Origin of the sequence: Kitasatospora sp. NPDC049258 (assembly GCF_040678895.1) — a bacterium.
GTDB lineage: Bacteria > Actinomycetota > Actinomycetes > Streptomycetales > Streptomycetaceae > Kitasatospora.
Genome location: NZ_JBFAQT010000015.1, coordinates 22,907 through 49,032 on the forward strand (window position 1 = coordinate 22,907; position 26,126 = coordinate 49,032).

Below are 26,126 nucleotides of genomic sequence, written 5' to 3' on the forward strand. Positions count from 1 at the left end.
GCTGCGCGAACCTGCTGAATCCACCCCTTGAGCGAAGGCGAACGATCATGTTCACCAGGTGTGCGAACTTCCTCGGCGGCATGCCGTGATCCGCTATCTGGCGAAACGGCTGAGCTACTACGCCGTGCTGCTGGTCGTCGCGATCTTCCTCGCCTACGCCCTGTCCTGCACCGCGCTCGGCCCGCGCGCCTACTTCGAGGCCAAGCAGCCCCGGCCCTCGGCCGCCGCGGTCGACCGCCAGCTCACCGCGCTCAACATCAACGACCGGACCCCGGTGGTGGAGCGCTTCGCCACCTGGGCGGACGGCCTGGTCTTCCACGCCGACCTCGGCCGGACCATCCACAACACCTCGGTGAACGAGGAGTTCGGCCGCCGGATCTGGGTGTCGCTGCGGCTGCTGCTGATCGGCAGCCTGCTGGGCATGCTGCTCGGGGTGGCCGGCGGGGCCTGGAGCGCGGTCAAGCAGTACCGGATCTCCGACCGGACGCTGACGGTCTTCTCCTTCGTGCTGCTGTCCACCCCGGTCTTCCTGGTCGCGCTCTTCCTGAAGAACGGCGCCATCGCCGCCAAGAACGCGGCCGGCCACGAGGTGATCCCGTTCACCGGCTACGAGACGCCCAACCTCGCCGGCGGGGTCGGCGCCCACCTCGGCGACTGGGCCCTGCACCTGCTGCTGCCCACCCTGTCGCTGGCGCTCGGCGGCCTCGCCACCTACAGCCGCTACCAGCGCTCCACCATGCTCGACGTACTCGGCTCCGACTACCTGCGCACCGCCGAGGCCAAGGGGCTCACCCGCACCCGGGCGCTGCTCAAGCACGGCCTGCGCACCGCGGTGATCCCGATGTCGACCATGTTCGCGTACAGCTTCCTGGGCATCTTGACCGGCGCCGCGTTCACCGAGACCATCTTCGGCTGGCACGGCATGGGCGAGTGGTTCATCCAGGCCATCAACGAGCAGGACATCAACGCCGTGGTCGCCGTCAACCTGTTCGCCGCCGTGGTGATCCTGGCCGCCGGCTTCCTGGCCGACGCCCTGCACGCCGCGCTCGATCCCCGGGTCAGGTACTGATGACCACCACCGTGCTCCCCGACACCGCCCCGCCCCCGGCCGAGGAGGCCGCCCCCGCCGGGCGGCTGCGGCTGGTGCTGACCAGGCTGGCCGCCGCCCGGGGGGTGCTGGTCGGCGCCGTGATCGTGCTGCTGCTCTTCCTGCTCGCCTTCCTCGGCCCGTACCTGACGCCCTGGGACTACGCCACGCCCAACTACACCGCGATCCGCCGACCGCCCTCCGCCGAGCACTGGTTCGGCACCAACGGGATCGGCCAGGACGTGTTCGCGCAGACCGTCCGGGGGCTCCAGAAGTCGCTGGTGATCGGCCTGCTGGTGGCCCTCTTCTCGACCGTGCTGGCCTCGCTGGTGGGCGCCTGCGCCGGGTACTTCGGCGGCTGGGCGGACCGGGTGCTGATGTTCCTGGTCGACCTGATGCTGATCTTCCCCAGCTTCCTGATCATCGCCATCGTGTCGCCGAAGCTTCGCGGCACCGGCTGGCTGGCCTTCGTGCTGCTGCTGGGCCTGTTCAACTGGATGATCACCGCCCGGGTGATCCGCTCGATGACGCTATCGCTCAAGGAGCGCGAGTTCGTCCGGGCCGCCGAGTTCATGGGCGTGAAGCCGTTCCGGATCATCCTGCGGCACATCCTGCCGAACGTCTCCTCCTTCCTGATCATCGACGCCACCATCACGGTCGGCGGCGCGGTGATGAGCGAGGCGGCCCTGTCCTACTTCGGCTTCGGCGTCCGCGCCCCGGACGTCTCGCTGGGCACCCTGCTGGCCGCCGGCACCGGCGACGCACCCGTCTTCCCCTGGCTGTTCTACTTCGCCGCCGCGCTGCTGGTGCTCTTCGTCCTCGCCGTCAACCTGGTCGGCGACGGGCTCCGCGACGCGCTCGACCCCACCGCCGAGGCGGGCCGCCCGGCCCGCGCCACCGGCACCGCCACCCGCCGTCTGCGCCGGAGAAACCCGTGACCCCCGCCCTGCTCACCGTCCAGGACCTGACGGTCGACTTCGGCCCCTCCCCCGCCGTCCGCGGCGTCGACCTGGAGCTGCGGCGGGGCGAGACCCTCGGCATCGTCGGCGAGTCCGGCTCCGGGAAGTCCGTCACCGCGCTCGCGGTGCTCGGGCTGCTGCCCGGTACCGCCCGGGTCGGCGGTTCGGTCCGGCTGGAGGGCCGCGAGCTGGTCGGGCTGCCCGGCCGGGAACTGGCCCGGATCCGCGGCCGCAAGGTCGCCATGGTCTTCCAGGACCCGCTCTCCGCCTTCACCCCGGTCTACCGGATCGGCGACCAGATCGCCGAGGCCGTCCGGATCCACCAGCCGCTGGACCGCGCCGCCGCCCGCCGGCGGGCCGCCGAACTCCTCGACCTGGTCGGCATCCCGGCCGCCGAGCGGGCACTGGACAGCTTCCCGCACGAGTTCTCCGGCGGCATGCGCCAGCGCGCGATGATCGCGATGGCGATCGCCAACGACCCGGACATCCTGCTCGCCGACGAACCCACCACCGCGCTGGACGTCACCATCCAGGCCCAGGTGCTGGAGGTGCTGCGCACCGCCCAGCGGGAGACAGGGGCCGCCCTGGTGCTGGTCAGCCACGACCTCGGGGTGATCGCCGGGATGGCCGACCGGGTCGCGGTGATGTACGCCGGGCGGGTGGTGGAGACCGCCCCGGTGGACGAGCTGTTCGCCCGCCCCCGGCACCCCTACACCCTCGGCCTGATCGGCGCCGTCCCCCGGCTGGACGGCCGCGGCGGCCCGCTGGTCCCGATCCCCGGCAGCCCGCCGGCCCCCGGCGAGGGCGGCCCCGGCTGCCCGTTCGCCGCCCGCTGCCCGCTGGTGGAGGAGCGCTGCCGGGCCGCCGAACCCCCGCTCGCCGGCGCCGACGACCACCTGGCCGCCTGCGTCCGGGCCGAGGAGCTGGCCGAACGCGGCCCGGCCCCGAGCGAGGTCTACCCGGTGCCCGAGCTGCCCGCGCCCGCCCCGGCCACCCCGCGCGAGGAGCGGGCCCCGGTGCTCGCCGTCAGCGGGCTCACCAAGACCTTCCCGCAGCTCAAGGGCGCCGTCTTCAAGCGCAAGGTGGGCGAGGTGTACGCGGTCGACGGGGTCGACCTGGACATCCGGCGCGGCGAGACCCTCGGCCTGGTCGGCGAGTCCGGCTCGGGCAAGTCCACCACCCTCTACGAGCTGCTCCGCCTCACCCGGCCCCAGGCCGGGCGGATCGAACTGCTCGGCCAGGACACCGCCACGCTCGACCGGGCCGCCGCCCACCGGCTCCGGGCCCAGCTGCAGATCGTCTTCCAGGACCCGATGGCCAGCCTCGACCCCCGGATGCCGGTCGGCGACATCATCGCCGAACCCCTGCACGCCCAGGCCGTCCCCCGGGAGGCGGCCGCTCGCCGGATCCCCGAACTGCTGCGCCAGGTCGGCCTGGACCCGGCCCACGCCAACCGCTACCCGCACCAGTTCTCCGGCGGCCAGCGGCAGCGGATCTCGATCGCCCGGGCGCTGGCCGTGCGGCCCGAGCTGCTGGTGCTGGACGAACCGGTCTCCGCCCTGGACGTCTCCATCCAGGCCGGCGTGCTCAACCTGCTGCAGCGCCTGAAAGCCGAACTCGGCCTCGCCTACCTCTTCGTCTCGCACGACCTCTCGGTGATCCGGCACCTGGCCGACCGGGTCAGCGTGATGTACCTCGGCCGGACGGTCGAGACCGGCGCGGTCACCGAGGTCTTCGAACGGCCCCGGCACCCCTACACCCGGGCACTGCTGTCCGCCGTCCCGCTGCCCGACCCGGCCGCCGAGCGGGCCCGCACCAAGGTCCTGCTGGCGGGCGACCCGCCGTCCCCGACCACCCGCCAGGACGGCTGCCGCTTCCGCACCCGCTGCCCGGTCTACGCCGCGCTCGACCCCGCCCGCCGCACCCGCTGCGAGACCGAGGCCCCGGCCCCCACCCCCGCGGCCCCGGGCATCGACCACACCGCGGCCTGCCACCACCCGGACGGTGCCTAGCGGGCCGTGGGGGCGCCGGGAGGCGCCCCGGCGCCCCCGCGGCCGACGTTCCGTCAGCCGGGCCGCACCGCACCCATGTACGGCATGGTGTCGATGGCCAGGTACATGACGTTCTTGCCGGCGCGCGGGGCGTGGATCATCATGCCGCCGCCGACGTATATTCCGACGTGGTGAATGTCGTTGTAGAAGAACACCAGGTCACCGGGTTGCAGATCGGCCCGGGCGATGTGCGGGCCGGCCCGCCACTGGTCCTGCGAGACCCGCGGCAGCGAGACCCCCGCCGCCTGCCAGGCCCGCAGGGCCAGCCCCGAGCAGTCGAAGACGTCCGGCCCGGTGCCACCCGACCGGTACGGCTTGCCGAGCTGGGCCTTGGCGAACGCCAGGACGGCGGCCGCCCGGCCGCTCGCCGGCACCTCGGCCGCGAGCGCCTCGGCGGTGGGCCCGCCGTCGCGGCCGGTCGAGGAACGGCCGGCCCGCGCCTGGTCCGCCGCGTCCACCGTCGCCCGCTCCGCCGCCGTGAGGCCGGCCATCAGGCGGTTGGTCTCGGCGAGCTTCGTCTGGACCGTCTTGCGCTCGGCGGCCATCGCGGAACGGCTCTGCTCCAGCTCGGCCAGCGCCGAGGTGGCCTCGGCCCGCTGCTGGTCGAACCGCCGGCGACGCTCCTGGAGGTCCTTCAGCAGCCCGACCTGGGTCTCGGCGGCCTGCTCCTGCCCCGCGGCCCGCCGCAGGTAGCCGGCCGGGTCGGAGTCCAGCATCAGCGCGATCCCCGGGTCGATGCCGCCCGCCCGGTACTCGGCCGCCGCGACCGTGCCCAGCCGCTCGGCGAGCGCGTTCAGCTGCTCCTGGCCCTCGGCCAGCCGCTGCTGGAGCCGGGTGGTCTCGCCCTGGAGCTGCTGGTGCCGGGCCTCGGCGCCGTCGAAGTGCTCGGTGGCCACCTCCGCCTCCTCGTTCAGCCGGTCCAGCTGCGCCTGGACGGTGGCCAGGTCCGGCTTGGGGGCGGCCTGCGCGGCCGGTGCCGCGGACAGCGCCGCCGTACCGGCGGCCGCCGTGGTCAGGACGGCCAGCCTGGCCCGGCTCGGCGGACGCTGCTTGCGGTGACTACCCATGTACTCGACTCTTCTCCGGAACGACGGATCCCGTCAGGACGGGACGGGGTTTCGGCCCCACCCGGTCATACTCACGGGCGGCCGCCGAGGTTGTCTGCCGAATCGAACTCCCGCCCGGCCCGATCTGCGGGCCGCCGAGTTGAGCGGGGCGACCGGCCCCGTGTAATGTTCCGCAGGTCAGCAGGCGCCGCTAGCTCAGTTGGTTAGAGCAGCTGACTCTTAATCAGCGGGTCCGGGGTTCGAGTCCCTGGCGGCGCACAGACAGGGTCCGGGCCTCTCCACCACGGTGGAGGGGCCCGGACCTTTTTGCCCCCATGCGCACCACCGCCTCCCGCCGCCGCGACCAGAGTGCGGGACGGGATCTCGGGCAGCAGCTCGGACCGGGACGTCCTCAAGGCGCAGGCCAAGGCCCAGGGGATCGACGTCCGACTGGTCACCTTCGACGACTACGCGCTGTCCAACAAGGCGCCGACCGGCGGCGGCATCGAGCTGAACGCCTTTCAGCACCTGGCCTTCCTGAGCCGGTTCGACGCCGGCAAGCGCACCGACATCGCCTCGATCGGCGCCACCGCGGTCGCCCCGTGCGACCGGGCAGACCGTCTGCATGGTGCTGGTCACCCTGCTGATCGCCGGGGTGCTGATCGGCACCGAGGCGGCCATCTTCCCGATGGCCCTGGTGGCCACCTTCGGGGTGGCCCGGGCGATGGGGGCGGGGCCGCTGCGGATCATCCTCACGGTGCTGGTGCCGGAGGCGCGGGGGCCGCTGATCCTCGGGCTCACCTTCGTGCTGGTGGCGCCGATCGACGTCTCCGCGGTGGCCGACACGGTCGGCGGCGGCGTGGGCGCCTGGCGATGACCTACGGCCACCTGCGGTTCGACACCTCGGTCCAGCCGACCGGCGCCCTGCCGGCCCGGCCGGTGATGCGGCGCCGAGCCGCCGCCCCTCCCCCGGCCGGCCGCCGTCACCCCGACCGCCCGGCCAGGATCGCGGCCGCCACCTCGGCCGGCCGGTCGAGCATCAGCAGATGGCCGGCCGGCACCGCGGCCCGGAACTCGCCGTCCAGCCGGGCGGCCAGCGCCCGCTGCCGGTCCAGCCAGCCGGAGCCGTCCGCCCGGCCGGCGGCCAGCACCGTCACCGGGACGTCCGGCAGCGGCAGCCGGGCGCGCAGCCTGGCCAGCTCGGCCGCGGTGTCCAGGTAGGCGGTGTTCTCCCGCAGCAGGGCGCGCAGCACCCGCCCGGGCCGGTAGCACCGGCGCACCAGCTCCGCCGGGACCTCGTCCCGGCCGCGCACCGAGACCAGCCGCACCACCAGCCGCCGCGCCGCGGGCCCGGTCAGGTAGGGCACGGCGGCCGCGGTGAGCGTCGCGGCCAGGGCGCGGGCCGCCAGGTCGCGCGGCCCGGGCCCGGGCCGGGGGCGCGGATCCTCCTCCACGCTCCCGTCCAGCAGCACCAGGCCGGCCGTCCGTCCGGGGTGCAGCCGGGCGAAGGCCTCGACGTGGAAGGCCGCGAGCGAGTGGCCGACCACCGTGCACGGGCCGGGCAGCCCCAGCGCGGTCAGCACCCGGCCGATCCGGTCCGCCTCGCCCGCCAGGGAGGGCGGCCCGGCCGCCGGTGCGCTGAGGCCGTACCCGGGCCGGTCGAAGCGGACCACCGTCCGGTGCGGGAGCAGCAGCGGCACCACCGGGTCCCAGTCGAACCAGCAGCCGCCGAGGCCGCTGCTCAGCAGGCAGACCGGCCCGGCGCCCTCCCGGAGCACGTGCAACGGCAGGCCGCCGATCCGGAGGATCACCGGACCTCCTCGCGCTGGGCGCCAACAGTGTGTACATAGGCACCCTAATCGGATGCAATCGGGCGGCCCGTGCTGACCATCCCCGCGAACCGTGTATTGTTTTCCACGTCGGACAGGCGCCGCTAGCTCAGTTGGTTAGAGCAGCTGACTCTTAATCAGCGGGTCCGGGGTTCGAGTCCCTGGCGGCGCACAGACCATCGGAAGGCCCTCGCGAAAGCAGGGGCCTTCCGGCGTTTCAGCAGGTCGCGGCGATCGAGGCGACCAGCGCGGCGACGAAGCGCTCGCGCACCCGCGGCTCGAGAAGATCGAGCGAGAGGTAGGGGTTGAGGTCCTCCAGCTCCACCAGGAGCAGGCCGCCCTCGGGGGTGCGGCAGGCGTCGACCCGCTGGATCCCGTACGGCAGCGTGTTCCAGTCCGCGAAGTGCTGCGCGAAGGCGAGGTCCTCGCCGCCCGGCCGGTAGACCTCCAGCTCCCAGCGCCGCTCCGGGTCCGGGGCGTACAGGGCGTACTGGAAGACCCGGTCGACGAAGTAGAACGAGACCTCGTAGCGGAACGGGATCCGCGGCTGCACCAGCGCGCCGGTGAGATCGGCCGCCGCCAGCTGCTCGGGCCGCAGGAAGGTCAGGCCCATCGAGTCCGCGCCCAGCACCGGCTTGACCACGTACTCGGCGGCGGCCGGCAGCCGGTCCAGGTCCTCGTGGCGGTGGACGGTGGGGATCACCGGGTGGCCGTCGGCGGTCAGGTCGAGCAGATACTGCTTGCCGGCCATGTCGCCGCGCCCGGTGAGCGGGTTGTGGACCAGCGTGCCGCGCTCCCGGGCGGCGGCGCGGAAGGCCTGGTGGTCCTCCTGGTAGTGGATCACCGGACCGCTGTTGCGGATCAGCACCGCGTCGAAGGCGTCCATCAGGTCGACAGCCTCCCGGGGGTGGCAGAGCGCGACGGTGAAGTCCGCGCGGAGCCGGTCGGAGAGGTACACGTCCTCGTCGCCGTAGCGCCGGCCGTTGGCCGGATAGCCGAGGTCCGTGACGTACAGGATGCGCGGTCGCCTGGTCATGGGTGGTGCTCCCGGTGCACTGATACGGGTGAGTTCCGGCACCTTACCCGCGCCGGAGAGCGGGCCTACCAGGGATTTCTCCGCCGAGTGGGGAGAATTGGGACATAGGTCACCAACACCTGCGAAGTTGATCAGGCAGGATGGATCGGTCCATATCGTCAACCGGGTGAGCGACCGTCACGGGGCTCGCAGGGAGGTCCTCCGGTGCCCCGCACAACCCAGCAGGCCGACCCCAGTCAGCCGCGCGCCAAGCGCCGCCCCCGCCGGACCGGCTGGCGCCGGCTGATACCGACCTGGCGAATGACCCTGGTCGGTCTGCTCACCTCGACCCTGCTCGGGGTCGGGCTGTTCGTGCTGGGCATCACCCTGGTCAAGGTGCCGGACGCGCACGCCGCCGCGACCGCGCAGAGCAACACCTGGCTGTACCAGGACGGCTCGCTGATCACCCGCACCGGCCAGACCAACCGGCAGAACGTGGGGCTGGACCGGGTCTCCCCGGCCGCCCAGCACGCGGCGCTGGCCGCCGAGGACCGGAACTTCTACGACGAGGGCGCGGTCAACCTCAAGGGCATGACCCGGGCCGCGCTGGCCACCGTGTCCGGAGGCGGCACCCAGGGCGGGTCCACCATCACCCAGCAGTACGTCAAGAACACCTACCTCAATCAGAAGCAGACCGTCAGCCGCAAGGTGAAGGAGGTCTTCATCGCGATCAAGGTGGATGCGACGCAGAGCAAGGACGAGGTGCTGGCGGGCTACCTCAACACCTCCTACTACGGGCGCGGCGCCTACGGCATCCAGGCGGCCGCCCAGGCGTACTTCGGCGTCGACGCCGCCCAGCTCACCCCGGCCCAGGGCGCCTACCTGGCGGCCCTGCTCAACGCGCCGAGCGCCTACGACGTCTCGACCGCGACCCCGCAGGGCAAGCAGAACGCGGTCAACCGCTGGAACTGGGTGCTGGACGGGATGGTCCAGGAGAAGTGGCTGTCCGCCGAGGACCGGGCCGCGATCACCTTCCCCGAGGTGCTCAAGCCGCGCAGCGCGCCGGGCCTGTCCGGCCAGGCCGGCTACCTGGTGAACGCCGCCACCGACTACCTGACCTCGCACGGCATCCTGACCGACGCCCAGCTCGCACAGGGCGGCTACACCGTGAAGCTCAGCGTCGACGCCGAGCGCCAGCAGCAGCTGCAGGGCGCCGTGACCCGCCAGCTCACCGACAACCTCAAGCCGGACAGCCGCAAGCCGGACGCCGCCGCCCAGGCGGGCGCGGTCTCGCTGGACCCGAAGACCGGCGCCGTGGTGGCGCTCTACGGCGGCACCGACGCCACCAAGCACTGGATCAACAACGCCACCCGGCAGGACTACCAGGTCGGCTCGACCTTCAAGCCGATCGCCCTGGCGGCCGCGCTGGACAGCGGCGCCCGGACCCAGTCCGGCCAGCGGATCACCGCGGACACGGTCTACGACGGCAGCAACCGCCGCCCGGTCCAGGGCGGCGACGGCGTCCCGTTCGCGCCGAAGAACGAGGGCGAGCGCGGCTACGGCCCGATCACCCTCCAGCAGGCCACCGACTGGTCGGTGAACTCGGTCTACGCCCAGCTGGCCCAGGACGCCGGCCTGGAGACCGTCCGGGACACCGCGATCGCGCTCGGGCTGCCCGCCGACACCCCCGGGCTGAAGGCCCAGGGTGCGATCCCGCTCGGCGTCGCCTCGCCCAGCGCGATGGAGATGGCCGGGGTGTACGCCACCCTCGACAACGACGGCAAGCAGATCACCCCCTGGCTGGTGGGGTCGCTGGAGCACGGCGGGGAGCAGATGGCGCTGCCCGAGCACAAGGTCACCCAGGCGGTCAGCAAGCAGACCGCCCGGGCGGTCACCTCGATCCTGCAGGGCGTGGTCTCCGACGCCGGCGGCACCGGTTTCCGGGCGCAGGAGCTGGGCCGGCCCGCCGCGGGCAAGACCGGCACCACCGACGACGCCAGGTCGGTGTACTTCGTCGGCTACACGCCGGAGCTGGTGACGGCGGTCGGCCTGTTCGGCCAGGATCCGGCCGACGGCTCCCAGGTCTCGCTGAACGGGGTCGGCGGGGCCGGCAGCGCGGCGGGCGGCCGGTTCCCGGCCCAGATCTGGACCGACTACATGCGGGCGGCGCTGGCCGGCCAGCCGGTCAGGTCCTTCGCCAACCCGGTCGCCGACCGGCGGCCGCCGGCCGGCACCCCGACCGCGACCCCCAGCACGGCGCCGGCCACCCCGTCCGGTACGCCGTCGGCGGCCCCGACCCCCTCGGAGCGGCCGTCCTGGGGCGGCGAGCGCAACCAGTCCGGCGGCGGGCAGGGCCGCAACCCGTCCCGCACGCCCGCCACCCCGGGCACCTCGGCGAACCCGGGCGGGAGCTCGGCGGCCCCGGACACCGGGACGGACCAGGGCGCCACCCCGGCGGCGACCGGCAGGCCCGGCCGCACGGCGGTGCCGGCCGGGTAGCCCGCCCCGGGTGGCCCGCGCCGGGCCGGGCGGACCGCCCGGCCCGGCAGGACCAATACGCGAGATTGCACCTTACGTAGACCGTATGCCGACTGGCACAATGCCCGGGTGCACAGCTCCATGCCATCGCCCCGCCGCTCGGCCCGCTCGCTCGGTCTGACCCTCGCGCTCGTCTCCGCCTTCGCCTTCGGCGGGTCCGGCACGGCCGCGAAACCCCTGATCGAGGCGGGTCTGTCCTCCCAGCACGTGGTCTGGCTCCGGGTCGCCGGCGCCGCCCTGGTGCTGCTGCCGCTGGCCTGGCGGCACCGCTCGGCCGTGCTGCAGCGGCCGGGGGTGCTGATCGGCTTCGGGCTGCTCGCCGTGGCCGGCGTCCAGGCCTGCTACTTCGCGGCGATCGCCCGGATCCCGGTCGGGGTCGCGCTGCTGATCGAGTACCTCGGGCCGCCGCTGCTGCTCGGGTACGTGAGGTTCGTCCAGCGCAAGCCGATCTCCCGGGGCGCCACGATCGGCGCCGCCGTCGCCGTCGGCGGCCTGGCCTGCGTGGTCGAGGTCTGGAACGGTCTGAGCTTCGACGCGCTGGGGGTGCTGTTCGCGCTCGGCGCCGCGGCCTGCCAGGTCGGCTACTTCGTGCTGGCCGATGCCGGCCGCCAAGGCGAGCGGCCGATCGACCCGATCGCCGTCAGCGCCTTCGGGCTGCTGATCGGCGCCGTGGTGCTGACCGTCTTCACCCGGCCCTGGGAGGCCGACTGGAGCCTGCTGGCCGGCCAGGTGACCATGAACGGCCACCAGTTGCCCGCCCTGCTGCCGGCCGCCTGGATGGTGCTGGTGGCCACCGTGCTGGCGTATCTGACCGGCGTGGTCTCCGTGCAGCACCTGTCACCGCCGGTGGCCGGGGTGGTCGCCAACCTGGAGGCCGTGGTGGCCACGGTGCTGGCCTGGGTGCTGCTGGGCGAGCACCTCGGGCTGCCGCAGCTGACGGGTGGCGCCCTGGTGCTCGCCGGTGCGTTCGCGGCGCAGACCAGCAAGCCGCCGGCCGAGCCCGCTGCCGTCCCGGCGGACCTTACGGCCTTCGCGGAGGCGACCGCCGTCGCGGAAACGACCGCCGTCGCGGAAACGACCGCCGTCGCGGTGCCGGCCGGCCCGGACCAGGCGCCCGTCGACCTCGGGGCTCAGCGGCCGGTGAAGCCGAACCAGTCCAGATGACCGAGCGGCCACACCACCGCCGAGGCCGGGCCGGCCACGTCCGACACCGGCACCGCGCCGCCGCCGGGACCGTCCCGGTGGTAGCGGGAGTCGGCCGAGTCGCTGCGGTGGTCGCCCTCCACCCAGATGTGCCCCTGCGGCACCGTCACCGGGCCGAAGTCCAGCCCCGAGCAGGAGTCGTCCCCGGCGTGCAGGTAGGGCTCGTCGACCGTGCGGCCGTCCACCGTGAGCGTGCTGCCGCTGCACCCCACGGTCTGGCCCGCGGTCGCGATCACCCGCTTGACCAGGTAGTTGTCGTCCTTGGGCGGCAGCAGGCCGAGGAAGCTCAGGGTGCTGCCGACCGCGCCGGAGAGCGCGTTGTCCGCCGGCGGCTGCGGCGGCAGCCAGCCGCCGGGATCGCGGAAGACCACCGGTTCGCCGTCCTTCGGCTCCCAGCCGAAGATCGGCGCCAGCTTGTTGACCGCCACCCGGTCGCCCACCTGGAGGGTGTTCTCCATCGACCCCGAGGGGATCGAGAACACCTGGAACAGGCAGGTCTTGATCAGCAACGCGACCACCAGGCCGACCGTGATCATGACGGGGATCTCCACCCACCACGGCCAGCGGCGACGGCCGGGCGCCGGGGACTGGAGTTCAACTGCTGGACGGGGCTGGGTCACGGATCAGGCCGCCTGCGGGGAGAGGGAGGGTACACCGCACGCTAACTCCGATCGGGACGGACCGCGAAATCCCGTTCTTATCCGGAGCCGACGCGACCGCGCCCGACCAGGGGGCCCGGCCGACGAGCGGACTCAGCCGGTCAGCGGCTCGCTGGCGATCGCCTCGTGGTGGCGGATCACCTCGGCGATGATGAAGTTGAGGAACTTCTCCGCGAACACCGGGTCCAGGTGCGCACCCGCCGCCAACTCCCGCAGCCTGGTGATCTGCTCCCGCTCCCGGGCCGGGTCCGCCGCGGGCAGCCGGTGCTCGGCCTTCAGCCGCCCCACCCGCTGGGTCGCCTTGAACCGCTCGGCGAGCATGTGCACCACGGCGGCGTCGACGTTGTCGATGCTCTGCCGCAGGCTGGTCAGCTCGGCCCAGACAGCCGCGTCGACCCCCTCCGAGGAAGCGGTGGAGGAGTTCGTGGGCTGGTCCGTCATCGGGTGGCTCCGGGGCTGGCGGCGGTGCTGGCGGGCTGGGTGGCCGGTCGGCGCCCGTCCGAGGTCCGGACGGGCGGGCTCGGGCCGCCGCCAATCTAACAGGGGCGGCCGGACGGACCTGCGATTTTCGGCTGCCGTCCCGCCATCCGGAACGCCGGCCGCGGGTGCGGACGGGTACCGATCCTGCCCGGCGGGGCGGCTCGTCCGCGCGCACCCGTCGGCCGGTGCGCCCGCCCCGTAGGCTGGGCACCGCAGCACCGGACGTGACGACCCAACAGTTCCCCCCGCACAGGAGGCACCTGATCGTGGCAACCACCCGTACCGCGCACACCGACTGGGAAGGCGACCTGCTCAAGGGCAGTGGCCTGGTGACGTTCGACTCCTCCGGTATCGGTGAGTACGCCGTGTCCTGGCCCTCCCGCGCCGAGAGCGCGAACGGGAAGACCAGCCCGGAGGAGCTCATCGCCGGCGCGCACTCCGCGTGCTTCTCGATGGCCCTCTCGCACGGCCTGGCCGGCGCCGGCACCCCGCCCACCCGGCTGAACACCAAGGCCGACGTGACCTTCCAGCCCGGTGAGGGCATCACCGGCATCCACCTGACCGTCATCGGCGAGGTGCCCGGGCTCGACCAGGCGGGCTTCGAGGCCGCCGCGCAGGACGCCAAGAAGAACTGCCCGGTGAGCCAGGCGCTGACCGGCACCACCATCACCCTGACCGCCAAGCTCGGCTGACTCCTCGTCGGCTCCGCTCCCGCCCCCGGTGCGCGCCCCTACGGCGCGCGCCGGGGGCGGTGCTGTACCCGCAGCCGACCGAGCCGCGAATCACCCTGCCGGCGGTCGCCCCGGGTTCTTCCGGCCACCTATGATCAGCCACAGTGGCCTGTTCGCCGCCGGTGTGCTCCGTCCAGTGGTCCCCCGATCCCTCGGGCCGGGCCGGGCGGCCGATCCGGAGCCCGGCAGCCGTCCACCCCGGTACGGGCGGCCGACCGGATCAGTGCGAGCAGCGGACGGGAGCGTGCCGTGCCGGGCCGGAACGAGGGGGCCGACGCGCAGAGCCTGGGCGTCCGGCCGGAAGAGGGCCGCCGGGCCCGCGAGCCGCGGCCGGCCCCGGATCCCCACCCGCCCCATCTGCCGGGCGACGCCGAGCCGTCGGCGGGCCTGGCCACCTGCCCCAGCTGCGGCGGGCCGGTCGGCGGGGGCACCAGGCGGCTGCTGTCCGCGCTGCGCGCGAGCGAGTCCCGGTTCCGGGCCGCCTTCGCCGACGCCGGCATCGGGATGGCGCTGATCGACGCGGACGACCACATCATCGAGGCCAATCCGGCCTTCGCCGCCATGATCGGCCGCGAGGCGTCCGAGCTGGTCCGGGTGCACATCCACCAGATCATCGACCCCGAGGACACCCCCCGCCGGCTCTACCTGGAGCTGCTGCGCGGCGAGCGCGACCGGTTGAAGGTGGAGAAGCAGCTCAAGCACCGCGACGGGCGGACGGTGCTGGGCAAGGTCACCATCTCGCTGATCCGGGACGGCGCCGGGCGGCCGCTCTACACCCTGGCCATGGTGGAGGACGTCACCGAGCAGCGGCTGCTGGGCGACCGGCTGGCCTACCAGAGCCTGCACGATCCGCTGACCAGGCTGCCGAACCGGGCGCTGTTCTTCGAGCGCCTGGAGGAAGCCTTCGAGGCGGCCGGCGCCCGCCCGCCGGCGACCGGCCCCCGGGAGCCCCGGATGGGCCTGTGCTACGTGGACCTGGACGGCTTCGCGGCGATCAACGAGATGCTCGGCCACCACGTCGGCGACCAGCTGCTGGTGGCGGTCGCCGACCGGCTGGAGAGCGGCTTCGCCCAGGGCGACGGCCGGCTGCTGGCCCGGCTCGGGGGCGACGAGTTCGCGCTGCTGATCACCGACAGCTCCGGCAGCGGGCAGCTGACCGCGCTGGCGGCCCAGCTGGTCGAGGCGTTGGAGCAGCCGTTCGAGGTGGCCGGCCACCAGCTGACGGTGACCGCCTCGGTCGGCGTGGTGGAGCGGCCGGTGCACGGCACCACCCCGATCGACCTGCTGCGGGACGCGGACTCCACGCTCTACTGGTCCAAGGCCGACGGCCGGGCCCGCTGGACGCTCTACGACCCCGACCGCGGCGCCCACCAGCTGACCCGCCAGCGGCTGGCCACCGCCCTGCGGCCGGCCCTGGAGCGCGGCGAGTTCACCGTGGAGTACCAGCCGCTGGTGGGCCTGTCGGACGGCGTGGTGCGCGGCGCCGAGGCGCTGGTGCGCTGGCAGCACCCCCGGTACGGCACCCTCTCGCCGGACCGCTTCATCCCGCTCGCCGAGGAGTCCGGGGCGATCGTGCCGCTGGGCAAGTGGGTGCTGGAGGAATCGTGCCGCCAGGCCCGGCGCTGGCTGGCCGAGTTCCCCGACACCGAGACCTTCGTCAGCGTCAACCTGGCGGCCCGGCAGATCTGGGACTCGGACGTGGTGGCGGACGTCGCCGAGGTGCTGGCGGCCACCGGCCTGCCCGCCCGGCTGCTCCAGCTGGAGATCACCGAGAGCGCGGTGCTCGGCCCCGGCGGCCGGCCGTTGCAGGCGCTGCAGGCGCTGGCGGACATGGGCGTGCGGATCGCCATCGACGACTTCGGCACGGGCTACTCCAACCTGGCCTACCTCTCCCGGCTGCCGGTGCACGTGCTGAAGCTGGACGGCACCTTCATCGAGGGCTTCCGGGACGCGGCGCCGCTCGGGCCCGGCCCCGCCGGCGGCCCGGAGCCGGGCGACGACCCGCGGCGCCAGGCCCGGCGGGACGCGGCGGACGAGCAGATCGTCGGTGCCATGGTGCAGCTCGCCCACGCCCTGGGCCTGACCGTCACCGCCGAGGGGATCGAGAGCGCCGCGCAGGCCGAGCGGCTGCGGCTGACCGGCTGCGACACCGCGCAGGGCTGGTACTTCGCCCGCCCCGGCGAGGCCGAGCTGGTCGCGGCCATACTGCGCCGCGACCGCTCGGGCTGACCCGGTCGGCCGGCCCGTACCCCTCGGCGATCAGCCGGTCAGCCCGTACGCCTCGGCGATCAGGCCGTAGGAGCGCAGCCGGCGCTCCTGGCCGTGGATGTGCGAGGTGACCATCAGCTCGTCGGCCCCGGTCCGCTTGCGCAGCGCCTCCAGCCCGTCCGCCACCTGGCCGGGCGCGCCGAGCACCACGTTGGCCAGCCAGCTGTCGAGGAACTCCGCCTCGGCCGGGCTGTACGGGTGGTCGGCGGCCTCCTCGGGGGTCGGGATCAGCCCCGGCCGGCCCTGCCGGAGCCGGAGCATTCCCAGGCCCGCCGAGCGGGCCAGGAAGCGGGCCTGCGGCTCGTCCTCGGCCGCCACCGCGCTCACGCCGATCAGCGCGTAAGGCTCGTCCAGCACCGCGGACGGCCGGAAGCTGGAGCGGTACAGGTCGAGGGCCGGCACCGTGTTGGCCGCGCTGAAGTGGTGCGCGAAGGCGAACGGCAGGCCCAGCCGGCCGGCCAGCTGGGCGCTGAAGCCGGAGGAGCCGAGCAGCCAGACGGGCGGGCGCCCGGCGTTGCGGGGGACGGCGGCCAGCCCGGCGTAGGGGTGCCCGGGCGGGAAGTCCCCGTCCAGGAAGTGGGTCAGCTCGGCCAGCCGCCGGGGGAAGTCCTCGGCGCCCTCGTCGTCGCCCCGGCGCAGGGCCCGGGCGGTCGCCGGGTCGGTGCCGGGTGCGCGGCCCAGCCCCAGGTCCACCCGGCCGGGGTGGAGCGCCTCCAGCAGGCCGAACTGCTCCGCGACGGCCAGCGGGGCGTGGTTGGGCAGCATCACGCCGCCGGAGCCGAGCCGCAGGGTGCTGGTGTGCGCCCCGAGGTGGGCGAGCAGGACGGCCGGGGTGGAGCTGGCGACGCCCGGCATGCCGTGGTGCTCGGCCACCCAGAAGCGGTGGTAGCCCCAGCTCTCGGCGCTCCTGGCCAGCTCGGTGGTGGCCGCCAGGGCCTGGCTCGGGGTCGATCCGACGCCGACGGTGGCCAGGTCGAGGATCGACAGCGGCGCGGGCGCCGTGCCTCGGGCGCGGCCGCGGATCGGGTCGCCTTCCACTGTGGTCATGCCGTGCGTCCTCCTGGTCACCGTGAAGCCCTGCTCCTTGCGCTGGGGGACAACCGGCGAGGGCGGCGGGGTGTTCCCGGGCCCGCGCGGGCCCCGGCGCCCGGCTGCTGACCCTCCGACAGCGAGCCTCCACGCTTGGCGACTTCACGCCAGCGCGGGAAGTCGCCAGGCCCCGGGGGTCGCGGGCGCCGTGATCCTCGGGCAGGCTTGTGGATCAGCGCGGACCACTCACCGGTGCCGCGCCCATGTGCAAGGTCGACGGGCTGGACCAGCGCCGTTCGATCCCAGCGGGCCCCTGGTGCGGCACACCGTCCCAGGGGCTCGTGCCATGTCCGGGGTCGGCCTGTCCGGGGTGGCGTGAGCCCGCCGCGCCTCCTGTGAGTTCTGCCACCAGGGGTGCTTCATGGCATGAAATGTCGACCCGATAGCGTTGGCACCCTTAGCTGCTCTCCCCCGGGCGGTCTGGAGGGAGTAAGACCTTGGACGCCGCCGCCTTCATCGGCACCTCATGGATCTGCGCACTGGCGCTGTGTGCCGTGCTGGGCGACGCCTTCCTGCCCTTCATCCCCAGCGGCAGCCTGGTGATCCTGGCGGTGCTCAGGACCTCCCAGGTGGACGGCGCGCCGCTGCTGCTCGGGCTCGGGGTGGCGATCGCCTCCTTCCTCGGCGACCTGCTGCTGCTCAATCTGGCCCGGCGCGGCGCACCCGCGGTGCAGCGCCGGCTGGCGCACCGCCCGAAGCTGGCGGCGAGCGTGGAGCGGATGCAGCAGAGCTTCGCCGGGCGCTCCAGCCGGACCGCCGCCGCGATAGTGATCATCGCCAGGTTCGTCCCCGCCGGCCGCACCGTGCTGGACCTCGCCGTCGGGCACTCCCCCGAGCGCGGCGGCTTCCTGCGCTGGTCCGCACTGGCGGCGCTGCTCTGGGCGGCCTACATCGTCAGTCTCGGCTGGCTGAACAGCCACTGGTTCGACACCGCCTGGCTGAGCCTGGCCGTCTCCTGTGCGGCGGCCACCACCATCAGCACCGCGGTGGCCCGCTGGGCCCGGCGGCGGCGGCACGCGGTCGCGGTCTGAGCTCAGCCCCCGGCTCCGTTCGCGACCCGGCCCGCGACCTGCGGCGGCGGCGTTCTGTCCCAGGATCGCAACAGAGCCGACCGCGCCCGAACCCCTGCCCGAGTGGTCCGCGTGTGTGCTGACGGCGAGCGCCCCGAGGCTGACCGCTCCCAGGCGCTCGTGACATCCTGTGGGCTGAAATACAGATCAAATGTCCAATTTTGCTATCACTTGACCTCCCGGGAAGCTGTGGGTTCTCCGGAGGTCCGCTGGGCAGTCGGACTCATCGCGGCAGGGGAGACCACATGAGCACCATCTCGCGCAGGACAGTGCTGGGCGCCACGGCGGCGACCGCGGCGCTCGGAGCGGTCGCCGCCTGTTCCAGCAGCGGATCCGGCGGGAAGTCCCTCCCAGGGTCGGACAGCAAGGGGTCCGCCGCACCGGGTACGGCCACCGCCAAGCAGTCCCCGAAGGGCACCCTGATCGGTGACGGCTCCACCTCGGACACCGGCCCGCAGCCGAACCAGCCCAAGCCCGAGAAGCTCGAGCCGGGCGAGCAGCCCCCGCAGTTCGTGGTGCTCTCCTGGGACGGCGCCGGCGCCACCGACGACGGGCAGTTCGCCCGCTTCCTCAAGGTGGCGGCGGACCACAAGGCCGCGATGACCTTCTTCCTGTCCGGCATCTACACCCTGCCGAAGGAGAAGTCCGGTCTCTACCAGCCGCCCAAGCACCCGGCCGGCGCCTCCGACATCCCGTACCTGTCCGCCAACGCCGTCAAGAACACCGTCAAGCTGATCAGCGAGGCCTGGTCGGCGGGCCACGAGATCGGCACCCACTTCAACGGCCACTTCTGCTCGACCCGCGCGGACGGCAACGGCGTCAACAAGTGGACCCCGGAGGACTGGGAGAGCGAGATCGCGCAGGCGGTCTCCTTCGTCACCCAGTGGCGGACCAACACCGGCTTCACCGACGTGGAACCGCTGCCCTTCGACTACCGCAAGGAGCTCATCGGGGGCCGCACGCCCTGTCTGGAGGGGCAGAAGTCGCTGCTGCCGACCGCCGCCAAGCTCGGCTGGAAGTACGACGCCAGCTCGCCGGGCGGCCTGCAGATCTGGCCGCAGAAGGTCCAGGACGGCAAGATCTGGGACTTCCCGCTACAGGGCATGCCCTTCCCCGGGCACAACTTCCAGGTGCTCTCGATGGACTACAACATCCTCGCCAACCAGTCCGGCGGCTCCACCAAGGGCGACCCGGCCAAGTACAACGACTGGCGCACCCAGGCCCGCGACAGCTACCTGGCGGGCTTCGAGCGGGCCTACACCACCAACCGGGCCCCGCTGTTCATCGGCAACCACTTCGAGCAGTGGAACGGCGGCATCTACATGGACGCCGTCGAGGAGACCATCAAGACGATCGCGGGCAAGCCGGACGTCCGGCTGGTCTCGTTCCGGCAGCTGGTGGAGTGGCTGGAAGTGCAGGACCAGTCCGCCCTGCGCAAGCTCCGCACGCTCGGCGTCGGGCAGGCGCCGGCCGGGGGCTGGGCCGGCTTCCTGGGCGCCGCCGGCTGACCGCGGGCCGGCCCGCGCCGGAGCGGAGTGTGGGCAGCCCACACTCCGCTCCGGCGCGGATGGCTGTGTGCCCTACTTCGCCTTGAGGTCCGGCACCCGCCAGTCGATCGGCTCGGTGCCGAACTGCTCCAGCGCCTGGTTGATCTGCGAGAACGGTCGGCTGCCGAAGAACAGCTTGGCCGACAGCGGCGAGGGGTGCGCCCCCTGCACCACCACGTGCCGCTCGGTGTCGATCAGCGGCAGCTTCTTCTTCGCGTAGTTGCCCCAGAGCACGAAGACCACCGGCTCCTCACGCGCGCTGACCGCCTTGATCACCGCGTCGGTGAACTTCTCCCAGCCCTTGGCCTTGTGCGAGTTGGGCTCGTGCGCGCGCACCGTGAGCACCGCGTTGAGCAGCAGCACGCCCTGCTCGGCCCAGGGCATCAGGTAGCCGTTGTCGGGGGCCGGGACGCCCAGGTCGGCGTCCAGCTCCTTGAACATGTTCCGCAGCGAGGGCGGGGTCTTGACCCCGGGCAGCACCGAGAAGCTCATCCCGTGCGCCTGGCCGTTGTCGTGGTACGGGTCCTGGCCGAGCACCAGCACCCGGACCTGGTCGTACGGAGTGGCCTCCAGGGCCGAGAACTCCTGGCCGCTCGGCGGGAAGACCTCGTGCTCGGCCCGCTGCGCGGCGACGAAGGCCGCCAGCTCGGCGAAGTACGGCTTGTCCAGCTCGCCCGCCAGCGCCTCGCGCCAGGACTCCGGCACGTCCAGACCGGCACCCACGGCCACCTCGGCAACATCCGTCACGACATCAACCTCCCACCGCCGGGCGCGGACCAGCGGCCCGCCCCGGACGCACGACTTCCTTCGACACACCGAACGCTACACAGCGGCACCGACACTACGCGGCGCTGCGCACCGGCTCCCCGGCCGCCGCCCGCCGTACCCGCAGGTACTCCCAGCCGTTCAGCCCGACCAGCGCGACCGCCAGCACCCCGAGCGCCGCCAGGGCGGGCAGCCGGACCAGCAGCGGCAGCACGGCCAGCAGCAGCACCGCGGCCGCCAGCCGGGTCGGCGAGATCACCCCGAACATCATCTTCCGGGTGTAGCTGAAGCTCAGCAGGTACAGGGCGCACCCCCCGTACAGCAGCCCGAGCGCGCCGGCGCCCAGCGCGGCGCCCGGCTCGGCCACCGTCTCGCCGAAGCCGACCGCGACCGCGACCACCCCGGCGATCAGCGCCAGGTGGCCGTAGGAGAAGACCCAGCGGATCAGGTCCCGCCGGGACTCGCTGACCTCCAGGGCGAACCGCATGGCGTCCGCCGCGTACCCGAAGTAGAGCCACCACAGCGCGCAGGAGATGACGAAGGCCAGCGCGACCGAGACCAGCTGGGCCGCGTGCAGCCGGGACTGCGCGACCGGGCCGCCGATCCCGACGATCGACTCGCCGAGCGCGACCAGCAGGAAGAGCCCGAACCGCTCGGGCAGGTGCGCCGGGTCGTACCGCACCTTCGCCAGCCGGCCGCGGAACACCAGCGGGGCGGCCAGGTCGCAGCAGGCCGCCAGCGCCCAGAGCGCCACCCGCGGCCCGCCCTCCAGCAGCCCGCCCGCCACCAGCAGCGGCCCGCTCACCAGGGCGCCGACCCCGTACGGGCCCCGCCAGACGCCGCGGATCCCGGCCACCAGGGCGAGCAGCACCAGGCGCGCGGCCCAGTACGCCGCACCGAACAGCAGGCCCCGGGAGCCGTACGCCCCGGGCAGGGCCAGCGCCATGAACAGGCCGGCCAGGCCGACCGTGAAGATGCCGAGCCGCCCGCGCGGGGTGTCCACGTCCCGGATGTTCGCCTGGACCGTCGTGCCCACCCAGCACCAGTAGACCGGGACGAAGGCGATCAGTGCCTCGCCCGTACCCGCCAGGTCGTGGTGGTGGTGCAGCAGCTGCGACACCTGGGTGACGGCGAACACGAACACCAGGTCGAAGTAGAGCTCCGCCCAGGTGACGCGCTTCTCCCCGGTCCCCACCGGTTGCTCGCCCACGAATGATCCCCCCTCGTACGGACGAAGCCCTGCCGCCCCGGGCGGGGCGGCAGGGCTTCGTCGACGGTCCTCAGATCTGGTCGATCAGATCCGCGATCGACGTGACCACCCGGGTCGGGCGGTACGGGAACCGCTCCACGTCGGTCTCCGCCGTCAGACCGGTGAGCACCAGGATGGTCTCCATACCGGCCTCCATGCCGGCCACGATGTCGGTGTCCATCCGGTCGCCGATCATCACGGCGCTCTCCGAGTGGGCGCCCGCGGTGTTCAGCGCCTCGCGCATCATCAGCGGGTTGGGCTTGCCGACGAAGTACGGGTCGACCCCGGTCGCCTTGGTGATCAGCGCCGCGACCGAGCCGGTGGCCGGCAGCACGCCTTCGGTGGACGGGCCGGTCTCGTCCGGGTTGGTGCAGATGAACCTGGCGCCGGCGTTGATCAGGCGGATCGCCTTGGTCAGCGCCTCGAAGCTGTAGGTGCGGGTCTCGCCCAGCACCACGTAGTCCGGGTTGTTGTCGGTGAGCACGTACCCGGCCTGGTAGAGCGCGGTGGTCAGACCGGCCTCGCCGATCACGTACGCGGTGCCGCCCGGGCGCTGCCCCTTGAGGAACTTGGCGGTGGCCAGCGCGGAGGTCCAGATGCACTCCTCCGGCACCTCCAGGCCCATCCCGGCCAGCCGGGCGCTGAGGTCGCGGGGCGTGTAGATCGAGTTGTTGGTCAGCACCAGGAAGGGCTTGCCGGACTCCCGCAGCCGGCGGAGGAACTCCTGCGCGCCGGGGATCGGCGTGCCCTCGTGGATGAGGACCCCGTCCATGTCGGTCAGCCAGGACTCGATGGGCTTGCGGTCTGCCACGTGCGTGTCTCCAGAACTCGTGCGGTGGTCGTACGGAAACTGCACCCCGCTCCCCGGCCTGCGCGCCGGTCGGCCGGGTCACTGCTGGCTGCCCCAACGGCACCACCCTAATCCGCACGCCTGCCCGACGGCAGTCCCGCCCGCCCACCGGACGACGGCGGGGAGGTGAACGCCCCCCTCAAGGCTGCCTTAAGCCGCCCATAACACCGCTGAGCAGCCGTCATCTCCCCCTCCGGGCCCGGCTAGCTTCGTTGCCGGGCACCCCCACTCCCTGCGCCCACCCTCATCCCGACCGTCTCCCTGGCCGCTCCCCGCACCGGGCCGGGACGGGCCACCCGAAGGAGCACCGCCATGTCCGTCCGCCGCCTCACCGCCACCGCCGTGGCCCTCGCCGGCTGCGCCCTCGCCGGCACCCTCGGCTCGGGCACCGCCTCGGCGCACGGCTCGATGCAGAATCCGGTCAGCCGGGTCGAGGGCTGCTACCTGGAGGGCCCCGAGCACCCGAAGTCCGCCGCCTGCAAGGCCGCCGTCACGCTCGGCGGCACCCAGGCGCTGTACGACTGGAACGCCGTCCGGATCGGCGACGCCGGCGGCCGGCACCGCCAGCTGATCCCGGACGGCAAGCTGTGCAGCGCGGGCGACCCGGAGTTCACCGGCCTGGACCTGCCCCGCGCGGACTGGCCGGCCACCAACCTCACCGCCGGCGCCGAGTTCACCTTCCGCTACCACGTCACGGCGCAGCACCGCGGCACCTTCCAGCTGTTCCTCACCGACGACCACTACGACCCGGCCAAGCCGCTCGGCTGGTCCGACCTGGAGCCCACGCCCTTCCTGACCGTCACCGACCCGACCGTGTCGAACGGGCAGTACGTGCTGCCGGGCCGGATCCCGGCTGGCCGGACGGGCCGTCAGCTGGTGTACGCGATCTGGCAGCGCTCGGACAGCCCCGAGGCCTTCTACTCCTGCTCGGACGTGGTCTTCGACGGCTCGGGGGCGCCCGCCGGCTCGGCCGCCACCCCGAGCCCGGGCAGCGGCGCCACCCACTCCCACGAGCCGGCCCCGTCCCCTTCCGTGCCGGCGCCCGCCGCCTCGGCCCCTGCCCCAGCCGTCCCGGCGGGCGCGGCGGTCACCTCGGCCGAGCCGCCCGCACCGGCCGCACCGGCCGCCGCGACCACCCAGGGCAGCCCCGTGCGGACCGAGGGCGGCGAGCTCGCCCAGACCGGCAGCAGCCGCGCCACCGGCCTGCTCGGCTCCGTCGGCGGTGCCTTCCTGCTGGCCGGCGCCGCCGTGGTGGTGATCAACCGCCGCCGGCGCCGGCCGGGCTCGCACGCCCGCTGACCGGGCGTCACGGCCGGGGCGTGGTGCCGGGGCGTGATTGAGTGGGGGCATGACCAGCTCGCCCCGCTCCCCGTTCCGCGTCGGCCTGATCGGCTACGGCCTGGCCGGTTCCGCCTTCCACGCCCCGCTGATCGCCACCACCCCCGGACTGCGGCTGGACGCGGTGGTCACCGCCAACCCCGACCGCCGCGCCCAGCTGCACCGGGAACACCCCGGCGCCCGCGCGCTCGACACCCCCGAGCAGCTGCTCGGGGAGGCGGGCACCCTCGACCTGGTGGTGATCGCCTCCCCCAACCGCACCCATGTGCCGCTCGCCCGGGCCGCCCTCGCCGCCGGGCTGGCCACCGTGGTCGACAAGCCGCTCGCCGCCACCGCGGCCGAGGCCCGGGAGCTGTGCGAGCTGGCCGAGCAGGCCGGCCTCCTGCTCTCGGTCTTCCAGAACCGCCGCTGGGACGGCGACTTCCGCACCGCCCGCCGGCTGGTCGAGCAGGGCGCGCTCGGCCGGGTGCACCGCTTCGAGTCCCGGTTCGAGCGGTTCCGGCCGAAGCCCAAGGCCGGCTGGCGCGAGCTGGCCGACCCGGCCGAGGTCGGCGGCACCCTCTACGACCTGGGCAGCCACCTGGTCGACCAGGCGATCACCCTGTTCGGCCCGGTCGAGACCGTCTACGCCGAGATCGACACCCGCCGGGACGGCGCGGTGGTCGACGACGACGCCTTCCTCGCCCTGACCCACGCCGGCGGCGTCCGCTCCCACCTGTGGACCAGCGCCGTCGCCGCGCTCGGCGGCCCCCGGCTGCGGGTGCTCGGCGACTCGGCCGGCTATGTGAAGTCCGGCATGGACCCGCAGGAGGCCGACCTGCGCGCCGGCCGCCGCCCCGGCGACGGCCTCCCCTGGGGCGCCGAGGACCCGGCCGGGTACGGCACCCTGGGCACCGACGAGGAGTCCGCCCCCGTCCCCACCGACCCCGGCGACTACCCCGCCTACTACGCCGGCATCGCCGCCTCGCTCGCCACCGGCGCCCCGCCGCCGGTCGACCCGCGCGACGCGGTCGCCACCCTGGCCGTCCTGGAGGCCGCCCGCACCTCCGACACCACCCGCTCGGTGGTCCCGGTCGGCTGAGGCCCGGCGCACCGGAGGCAGGGTGACCCTCGTCACCCTGCCGGGAGTGGCCCCGGGCCGCCCGGGTGCCGCAGCATTCGAAGGAGGACCACCCGCACCGCACGGATCCCGACGTACCATCGCCGGAAGCCGTCCGTGCCCACACCCGAGGAGGAGGTCGGCGATGTCCCTGCTCGCGCTGCTGCTCGGGGTATTCCGGCTGCTGACCGGTGAGCTGCTCACCGGCTCCCCCGGGCTGACCGTCGCCGCCGCGACCGCCGCCGTGGTGCTGCTGTCGGGCGCCGTCGCCGGTACCCTGGCCGCCGCCCGGCTGCTCGGGGCGCGGGCCCCGGCCGCCGTCCGCAGCGGGGTGCTGCGCCGGCGCGCCTACCGCACGGCCTTCCTCCCCCAGCGTGATCCGGACGCCCGCGGCCGTCGCCGCCCCAGGGCGCCGGGAGCGGCCCCGGCGGCCGCGTAACCCTCGCCACCCCGGCCCCGCGCGGCCGCCCTCCGCCGTCAGCTCCGCTTCCTGAGACCCTCGGAGGGCTCGCTCCCCATGTCCCTTTTCGCCGTGCTCGACCCGGCCGTCCGGCTGGCCCACGACATCGTCTCCACCCTCGCCCAGGTGATGCCGACCGCGCTCGCCATCGTGCTGTTCACCGTCGCCGTCCGGCTGGCGCTGCACCCGCTCGCCCGGGCCGCCGCCCGCGGCGAGAAGACCCGGATGCGGCTGGCCCCGCAGGTCGCCGAGCTCAACCGCAAGCACAAGGGCAAGCCCGAGAAGCTCCAGGCCGCGATGGCCGAGCTCTACCGGACCGAGAAGTCCTCGCCGCTGGCCGGCTGCCTGCCGATGTTCGTGCAGATCCCGTTCTTCTCGGTGATGTACCGGCTCTTCACCGGCCACAACGACCTGCTGGACCACACCCTGCTGGGCACCCCGCTCGGACTGCACCTGCACGAGGCGCACGGCCCGGCGCAGTACCTGGTCTTCGGCGCGCTCTACGCCGCGCTGGCCGCGGTCGGCTACGCCTCCTTCCGGCGCGCGCGCCGGCTCTCGGCCGGCTCGACGGCGCCCGGGGCGTCCTTCGCGCCGTACCTGTCCTTCCTGACCGTGCTGTTCGCCGCCGTGGTCCCGCTGGCGGCCGGCGTCTACCTGCTCACCACCACCGCCTGGACGGTGGCCGAGCGCGCCTGGCTGCACCGCGACGCCCCGGCACCGGCCCCCGCCGCCCTCGCCAAGGCGGCGTAGCGCGGCGGCCCCGGGGCACCGCACGGGTGCCCCGGGGGGCGGC

23 protein-coding genes, 2 tRNA genes and 1 pseudogene are annotated in these 26,126 nt (G+C 73.9%); 17 read left to right on the plus strand and 9 right to left on the minus strand.

Translation table 11 applies throughout. From position 1 onward, the window contains the following. Positions 1-85: 85 nt before the first annotated feature. The 3 genes from AB0K43_RS15290 to AB0K43_RS15300 are packed head-to-tail and all read left to right on the plus strand — an operon-like array spanning position 86 to position 4,058. Complete coding sequence (locus AB0K43_RS15290) at positions 86-1,069, plus strand: ABC transporter permease (RefSeq protein WP_363639959.1); 984 nt, start codon at positions 86-88, stop codon at positions 1,067-1,069. Beyond that, positions 1,069-2,025, plus strand: a complete 957-nt coding sequence (locus AB0K43_RS15295) for an ABC transporter permease (protein ID WP_363639738.1) — start codon at positions 1,069-1,071, stop codon at positions 2,023-2,025. Before AB0K43_RS15290 ends, AB0K43_RS15295 begins: the two co-directional genes overlap by 1 nt. Continuing rightward, the gene (locus tag AB0K43_RS15300; protein WP_363639740.1) at positions 2,022-4,058 is read left to right on the plus strand and encodes an ABC transporter ATP-binding protein; all 2,037 of its coding nucleotides are present in this window, start codon (positions 2,022-2,024) and stop codon (positions 4,056-4,058) included. Before AB0K43_RS15295 ends, AB0K43_RS15300 begins: the two co-directional genes overlap by 4 nt. Before the next feature lie 53 nt (positions 4,059-4,111). Here the strand turns inward: AB0K43_RS15300 and AB0K43_RS15305 are convergent, their stop codons facing one another. Next, the gene (locus AB0K43_RS15305; RefSeq protein WP_363639742.1) at positions 4,112-5,164 is read right to left on the minus strand and encodes an NlpC/P60 family protein; all 1,053 of its coding nucleotides are present in this window, start codon (positions 5,162-5,164) and stop codon (positions 4,112-4,114) included. 184 nt (positions 5,165-5,348) lie between these two features. Between AB0K43_RS15305 and AB0K43_RS15310 the strand changes: the two genes are divergently transcribed. The 3 genes and pseudogenes from AB0K43_RS15310 to AB0K43_RS15320 all read left to right on the plus strand — a co-directional run bounded on the left by AB0K43_RS15310 (position 5,349) and on the right by AB0K43_RS15320 (position 6,020). Further along, a tRNA-Lys gene (locus AB0K43_RS15310) sits at positions 5,349-5,422 on the plus strand. A 90-nt stretch (positions 5,423-5,512) separates the two neighbouring features. Continuing rightward, positions 5,513-5,737, plus strand: a pseudogene (locus tag AB0K43_RS15315) (MetQ/NlpA family ABC transporter substrate-binding protein); the annotation flags it as partial. 31 nt (positions 5,738-5,768) lie between these two features. Further along, entirely contained in the window at positions 5,769-6,020 is a 252-nt protein-coding gene (locus AB0K43_RS15320) for a hypothetical protein (protein ID WP_363639744.1), read from the plus strand. Positions 6,021-6,126: 106 nt separating this feature from the next. Here AB0K43_RS15320 and AB0K43_RS15325 read toward each other — a convergent pair whose 3' ends face one another. Then, the gene (locus AB0K43_RS15325) at positions 6,127-6,954 is read right to left on the minus strand and encodes an alpha/beta hydrolase (protein ID WP_363639746.1); all 828 of its coding nucleotides are present in this window, start codon (positions 6,952-6,954) and stop codon (positions 6,127-6,129) included. A 116-nt stretch (positions 6,955-7,070) separates the two neighbouring features. Between AB0K43_RS15325 and AB0K43_RS15330 the strand changes: the two genes are divergently transcribed. Continuing rightward, positions 7,071-7,144 (plus strand) — tRNA-Lys (locus tag AB0K43_RS15330). A gap of 45 nt (positions 7,145-7,189) precedes the next feature. On the opposite strand, the gene AB0K43_RS15335 is transcribed toward AB0K43_RS15330, so the two are convergent. Beyond that, complete coding sequence (locus AB0K43_RS15335; RefSeq protein WP_363639748.1) at positions 7,190-8,008, minus strand: hypothetical protein; 819 nt, start codon at positions 8,006-8,008, stop codon at positions 7,190-7,192. Between the two features lie 204 nt (positions 8,009-8,212). Between AB0K43_RS15335 and AB0K43_RS15340 the strand changes: the two genes are divergently transcribed. Continuing rightward, the gene (locus tag AB0K43_RS15340) at positions 8,213-10,486 is read left to right on the plus strand and encodes a transglycosylase domain-containing protein (RefSeq protein WP_363639750.1); all 2,274 of its coding nucleotides are present in this window, start codon (positions 8,213-8,215) and stop codon (positions 10,484-10,486) included. A gap of 120 nt (positions 10,487-10,606) precedes the next feature. Next, positions 10,607-11,689 (plus strand): EamA family transporter, encoded by a 1,083-nt coding sequence (locus tag AB0K43_RS15345; RefSeq protein WP_363639960.1) that lies wholly within the window; start codon positions 10,607-10,609, stop codon positions 11,687-11,689. Here AB0K43_RS15345 and lepB read toward each other — a convergent pair. Further along, positions 11,656-12,348: a signal peptidase I gene (gene lepB, locus AB0K43_RS15350; RefSeq protein ID WP_363639752.1), complete on the minus strand. Its 693-nt coding sequence runs from the start codon at positions 12,346-12,348 to the stop codon at positions 11,656-11,658. The genes AB0K43_RS15345 and lepB overlap by 34 nt on opposite strands. 132 nt (positions 12,349-12,480) lie before the next feature. After that, positions 12,481-12,828 (minus strand): chorismate mutase, encoded by a 348-nt coding sequence (locus tag AB0K43_RS15355; RefSeq protein ID WP_363639754.1) that lies wholly within the window; start codon positions 12,826-12,828, stop codon positions 12,481-12,483. A 305-nt stretch (positions 12,829-13,133) separates the two neighbouring features. Here AB0K43_RS15355 and AB0K43_RS15360 point away from each other — a divergent pair, with 305 nt between their 5' ends. Together AB0K43_RS15360 and AB0K43_RS15365 are read left to right on the plus strand one after the other, a co-directional pair. Then, positions 13,134-13,559, plus strand: coding sequence for an OsmC family protein (locus AB0K43_RS15360; protein WP_363639756.1), 426 nt, complete (start codon positions 13,134-13,136; stop codon positions 13,557-13,559). A gap of 288 nt (positions 13,560-13,847) precedes the next feature. Further along, a complete protein-coding gene (locus tag AB0K43_RS15365) occupies positions 13,848-15,827 on the plus strand; it encodes an EAL domain-containing protein (protein ID WP_363639758.1) in 1,980 nt (659 codons plus the stop codon). Between the two features lie 30 nt (positions 15,828-15,857). Here AB0K43_RS15365 and AB0K43_RS15370 read toward each other — a convergent pair whose 3' ends face one another. Continuing rightward, positions 15,858-16,913 (minus strand): LLM class flavin-dependent oxidoreductase, encoded by a 1,056-nt coding sequence (locus AB0K43_RS15370; protein WP_363639760.1) that lies wholly within the window; start codon positions 16,911-16,913, stop codon positions 15,858-15,860. Positions 16,914-17,392: 479 nt separating this feature from the next. Between AB0K43_RS15370 and AB0K43_RS15375 the strand changes: the two genes are divergently transcribed. After that, on the plus strand, positions 17,393-17,986 hold the full coding sequence (locus AB0K43_RS15375) for a hypothetical protein (RefSeq protein WP_363639762.1): 594 nt from the start codon (positions 17,393-17,395) through the stop codon (positions 17,984-17,986). Between the two features lie 284 nt (positions 17,987-18,270). Further along, entirely contained in the window at positions 18,271-19,533 is a 1,263-nt protein-coding gene (locus AB0K43_RS15380) for a hypothetical protein (RefSeq protein ID WP_363639764.1), read from the plus strand. Between the two features lie 72 nt (positions 19,534-19,605). Here the strand turns inward: AB0K43_RS15380 and AB0K43_RS15385 are convergent, their stop codons facing one another. The 3 genes from AB0K43_RS15385 to AB0K43_RS15395 form a co-directional block, all read right to left on the minus strand. Next, positions 19,606-20,319, minus strand: coding sequence for a uracil-DNA glycosylase (locus tag AB0K43_RS15385; protein ID WP_363639766.1), 714 nt, complete (start codon positions 20,317-20,319; stop codon positions 19,606-19,608). 94 nt (positions 20,320-20,413) lie between these two features. Continuing rightward, a complete protein-coding gene (locus AB0K43_RS15390) occupies positions 20,414-21,547 on the minus strand; it encodes a low temperature requirement protein A (protein ID WP_363639768.1) in 1,134 nt (377 codons plus the stop codon). A 70-nt stretch (positions 21,548-21,617) separates the two neighbouring features. Further along, positions 21,618-22,397, minus strand: coding sequence for an HAD-IIA family hydrolase (locus AB0K43_RS15395; RefSeq protein ID WP_363639770.1), 780 nt, complete (start codon positions 22,395-22,397; stop codon positions 21,618-21,620). Between the two features lie 351 nt (positions 22,398-22,748). On the opposite strand from AB0K43_RS15395, the gene AB0K43_RS15400 reads away from it, so the two are divergent. The 4 genes from AB0K43_RS15400 (at position 22,749) to AB0K43_RS15415 (ending at position 26,083) form a co-directional block, all read left to right on the plus strand. Beyond that, positions 22,749-23,735, plus strand: a complete 987-nt coding sequence (locus tag AB0K43_RS15400; protein WP_363639772.1) for a lytic polysaccharide monooxygenase — start codon at positions 22,749-22,751, stop codon at positions 23,733-23,735. A gap of 49 nt (positions 23,736-23,784) precedes the next feature. Further along, the gene (locus AB0K43_RS15405; protein WP_363639774.1) at positions 23,785-24,855 is read left to right on the plus strand and encodes a Gfo/Idh/MocA family oxidoreductase; all 1,071 of its coding nucleotides are present in this window, start codon (positions 23,785-23,787) and stop codon (positions 24,853-24,855) included. A gap of 163 nt (positions 24,856-25,018) precedes the next feature. Continuing rightward, a complete protein-coding gene (locus tag AB0K43_RS15410; RefSeq protein WP_363639776.1) occupies positions 25,019-25,312 on the plus strand; it encodes a DUF6412 domain-containing protein in 294 nt (97 codons plus the stop codon). A gap of 78 nt (positions 25,313-25,390) precedes the next feature. After that, a complete protein-coding gene (locus AB0K43_RS15415) occupies positions 25,391-26,083 on the plus strand; it encodes a YidC/Oxa1 family membrane protein insertase (protein ID WP_363639778.1) in 693 nt (230 codons plus the stop codon). Positions 26,084-26,126 lie beyond the last annotated feature (43 nt).